The sequence below is a fragment of the Actinomadura sp. KC345 genome (genome assembly GCF_004348515.1).
GTDB lineage: Bacteria > Actinomycetota > Actinomycetes > Streptosporangiales > Streptosporangiaceae > Spirillospora.
In genome coordinates this window covers 1-3,938 of the sequence record NZ_SMKH01000469.1, presented here as the reverse complement: position 1 = coordinate 3,938, position 3,938 = coordinate 1, and the positions used below count along the sequence as shown (strand labels likewise).

Annotated in this window: 4 protein-coding genes and 1 pseudogene; 3 read left to right on the top strand and 2 right to left on the bottom strand. The window is 72.3% G+C overall.

Annotated elements, in window-relative coordinates; genetic code table 11:
- The 3 genes and pseudogenes from E1281_RS40900 to E1281_RS38255 form a co-directional block, all read left to right on the top strand.
- A pseudogene (locus E1281_RS40900) lies at positions 1-682 on the top strand (hypothetical protein); the annotation flags it as partial.
- A 202-nt stretch (positions 683-884) separates the two neighbouring features.
- Positions 885-2,693, top strand: coding sequence for a murein biosynthesis integral membrane protein MurJ (gene murJ, locus E1281_RS38260; protein WP_243717787.1), 1,809 nt, complete (start codon positions 885-887; stop codon positions 2,691-2,693).
- Between the two features lie 45 nt (positions 2,694-2,738).
- Complete coding sequence (locus E1281_RS38255; RefSeq protein WP_131884588.1) at positions 2,739-3,410, top strand: TRIC cation channel family protein; 672 nt, start codon at positions 2,739-2,741, stop codon at positions 3,408-3,410.
- Between the two features lie 25 nt (positions 3,411-3,435).
- Here E1281_RS38255 and E1281_RS38250 read toward each other — a convergent pair whose 3' ends face one another.
- On the bottom strand, positions 3,436-3,651 hold the full coding sequence (locus E1281_RS38250) for a hypothetical protein (RefSeq protein ID WP_131884587.1): 216 nt from the start codon (positions 3,649-3,651) through the stop codon (positions 3,436-3,438).
- Between the two features lie 22 nt (positions 3,652-3,673).
- The coding region (locus E1281_RS40895; protein WP_165959294.1) for a hypothetical protein at positions 3,674-3,938 on the bottom strand (265 nt) is incomplete at its 5' end.

Sequence of the window (3,938 nt, the reverse complement as noted above, 5' to 3'; positions counted from 1 at the left end):
CCTCCCGCCCGCGGCCCCGCCGCCGGCGCCGCGTCCCGCCTACACCGGGCCTCCCACCGTTCCGGCCGGCTCTCCGAGCACCGGCCGTCCCTGGCTCGTCGCCGCCCTCGTCGGGGCCGTGGCGACGCTGATGGTCATCGCGACGGTGGTGGTCATCGCCACCCGGAACACGGCCGAGCCGCCATCGGCGGCGTCCACGACGACGCCCGAAGCGACGCCGTCCACTCGGACGCCCGAACCGGCCCGTTTCGCGGCCGCGCCCTCGCCCTGCGGTCTCATCAGCGCCGAGCAGGCGGGCGAGCTGGTGCGCACCTTCCACGTGTCCGGTTTCGAGAGCCCCGACTCCGCCACGGGACGGCCGCGCAAGTACTGCGTCTGGCAGACCTCCGCGACCGCGGAGGGGGACGAGCAGCTCAGGCTCACGCTCCGCACCACGGCGAGCACGGCCGCGGCACGCCGTCTGCTCACGCAGGAGCGGGAAGACGCCGTCGAGCGGGTCACGCCCCTCACGGGCCTCGGAGAGGCCGCCTTCGCCACCGCCGGCCCGGACGGCGACTCCGTGCTCCGCTTCCGCGTCGGAAACCTGGTCGCCGAGATCCAGTACGGCACCGGACGGGACCGGCAGGACGAACGCGCCCGCGAGGCGGCCCGATGGGCCCGCACGGCGCTCGAAGCCTCCTGACACTCCGCGGCCGGCGAAGGCATACGGGTGGTTTGTGGCTGTTTGAACGTGGATGCTGGGGCAGCTCGATTTTCGGCTGGTCTGTCCCGTGTGGGATCGTCACCTCGCACCCGTGACCGCGCCCCCGAGGAGACCAATGGTGCAGCATGACGATGCACCAGAGCTCGGCCCGACCGAGGCCGGACATCTGAAGAGCGACGAGATGGCGGGCCGGTACGGCGGCCGCGTGCTCATGCCCGGCGACGTCCTGGACGCCATCGAACGGCGGGAGCCGCCGACCCGGCCGGAGCGGGGCCTGGAGGTCCGGCGCGACCCCAGCGTCTACGGCGACCTCGGCACCGCCGACCGTCCCGGCGAGGAGGGCGAGGAGATCGGCGGGGCCGCGCAGGCGGCGCCGTCGGTGGCACGGTCCAGCGTCGTGATGGCGATCGGGACGGTCGTGTCCCGCGCGACCGGGTTCGTCCGGACCGCGGCGATCGTCGCCGCGCTCGGCACGGGGCTGCTCGGCGACGCCTACCAGACGGCCAACATGGTGCCGTTCGCCGTGTACGACCTGCTCATCGGCGGTCTGCTGGCGAGCGTCTTCGTGCCCTTCCTCGTGAAGCGGCGGCAGCACGACCCGGACGGCGGCCTGGCGACCGAGCAGCGGTTCATGACGGTCACGCTGCTCGCCCTGGCCGCCATCACCGTCGCCGCGGTGCTCGGCGCGCAGCTCCTCATCTCCGTCTACGCGGGCGAGTGGACGGGCAACCAGCGCGAGGTCGCCGTCACCCTGGCGCGCTTCCTGCTGCTGCAGATCTTCTTCGTCGGGGCGAGCGGCGTCATCAGCTCCATGCTGAACAGCCGCCAGCGCTTCGGGGCGCCGATGTGGGCGCCGGTCGTCAACAACCTGTCGATCATCACGACGGCGCTGCTGTTCCTGTGGATCGCCGGGCCCGGCCGGACGCCGGACGACATCACCGACGGCCAGGTCGCGCTCATCGGGCTGGGCGCGACGGCCGGCCAGATCGTCCAGGCGCTCGTCCTGACGTGGGCGCTGTGGCGGGCCGGGTTCCGGTGGCGTCCCCGGCTGGACCTGCGCGGGTCCGGTTTCGGCGAGGCGATGCGGAACGCGGGCTGGATGATGGTGTACGCCGTCGTCGCGCAGGTCAGCCTGCTGGTCAGCACGAACGTCGCGACCCGCGCCGGCGCCCGGGTGGCCGAGGCCGGGCTGGAGGCCGGGGCGGGCATCACCGCCTACAAGAACGCCTTCGTCATCTTCCAGCTCCCGTACGCCATCATCGCGGTGTCGGTCATCACGGCGCTGCTGCCGAAGATGAGCCGCCATGTCGCGGAAGGCCGCAAAGATCTCGTCCGTCTGGACTTCTCCCGCGGACTGCGGCTGGCGTCGGTCCTGCTCGTTCCTTCGTCGGTCGCGATGGTCGTCTTCGCGGTGCCGCTGTCGGTGCTCCTGTACGCGCGGGGCAGCGCCTCGGTGGACGACGCGCACGTCATCGGCTACGTGCTGATGATGTTCGCGGTGTCGCTGATTCCGTTCACGCTGTTCCAGTTGATGCTGCGGGTCTTCTACTCGCTGGGCGACGCCCGGACGCCGGGGCTCATCGCGCTCGCCCCCGTCGCCGTTCACGGGGTCTCCGGCTTCGCGGTCCTGTACCTGGCGCCGCCGGAGCACATCGTCATCTACCTGCCCATCGGGCACGGCCTCTACTACGTGGCCGGCTTCCTGATCGCGGGCCAGATCCTGCGGAAGCGCCTGCACGGCCTGGACGGCCGCCGCATCTTCCGCACCCTCCTGCTGCTCCACGCGGCGGCGGTTCCGGGCGCGGCGGCGGGCGGCGCGGCGGCCTGGCTGCTCGGCGGCTTCACCGGAGGCGCCGGCGCCGCGCTGGTCTCCCTGGCGGGGGGCTGCGCCGCCGGCGGCGCCGTGTTCGTCGTCGCGGCGTACGCGCTGCGCATCGACGAGTTCCGGGTCTTCCTGGAGACGGCGCGCTCGAAGGTGCTGCGGCGCTAGCACCTGTCCGGCCGCGCTTTCCCGTGCGTGGTTAGGTTAGAGGGAATGGACACCCAACCACCGCTGCTGCTCGCGCTGGACCTGACCGGCACGTTCGCCTTCGGGCTGAACGGGGCGCTGACGGCCGTGCGCGCGACGCAGCTGGACGTGGTCGGCGTCGTGGGGCTCGGGATGATCACGGCGCTGGGCGGCGGGGTGATCCGGGACGTCCTCATCGGGACGCTTCCGCCCGCCACCTTCGTCGACTGGCGGTACTTCGCGCTCGCCGCGGGCGGTGGGCTGCTCGCGTTCGTCGGCAGCCGGTTCCTGGACCGGCTGGGAACGCCGATCACGGTGCTGGACGCCGTCGGGTTGAGCACGTTCGCGGTCATCGGGGCGAGCAAGGCGCTGAACCACGGGCTGGGGATCGGGCCCGCGCTGGTGCTGGGCGTCATCACCGGGGTGGGCGGCGGCACGATACGGGACGCGCTCGTCGGGCAGGTCCCCTCCGTCCTGCGCAGCGACCTGTACGCGATCCCGGCCCTGATCGCGGCCGCGATCACGGTCGTGGCCGTCAAGGCGGACTTCTACGGCCTGGCGGCCGCGCTGATCGCCGCGGCGGTCTGCTTCGTCATCCGGATGGTCGGCGTGCGCCTCGCGCTCAACGCCCCGCGCCCGCCGTGGACGGGCCCCTCCGGCTCGGGCCCCTCAAGCACGGGCCCCGCCGACCGCGAGTGAGTCAGCGGGCCCGTCGTCGGCCGCGTCATCGAAGGGAGGCCACGGCCCTGCGGGCCAGGTCCTCGATCGGGGGAGTGAAACGCTGGGCAACGGCATCTTCCACCTCCCGCTCGGGGATCGGCGCATCGGACTCCCGGACGACCGGGCGTCCCTTCGCCCGGATCTCGGCTTCGAGCACCGTGTTGCCGGCACGGATCCTGGCGACGCTGCTCACGGTGCCGGTTTCCAGCCATTGGTCCACCTCGAACCGGCGGCGATCATCGTCATCGTCGAAATCGGGCTCGCGGGTGGTGGTGTCGTTCCCGTCGTCCCATTTCGCCGGCCGACAGTTCGGGCTTCAGCGTCCGTTCCAGCTCGGTGCAGGGCTCGTCGGCCAGTTCCTTGCCTCCGCGCTCGTCGAAGACACCGCGCTCGTGCTCGGGGGTCTCCCATTGCGACAACAGCAGCACGACGAACAGGACTGCGACGAGGACGACCGCGCCCAGCAGCGAGAAGCAAACGATCAAGCAGCCCTTGCCCGTGTTGCGG

Excerpts from the sequence above, each read along its gene's own strand:
- E1281_RS38255 (WP_131884588.1), top strand. The coding sequence starts at position 2,739 with ATGGACACCCAACCACCGCTGCTGCTCGCGCTGGACCTGACCGGCACG.
- murJ (WP_243717787.1), top strand. The coding sequence starts at position 885 with ATGGCGGGCCGGTACGGCGGCCGCGTGCTCATGCCCGGCGACGTCCTG.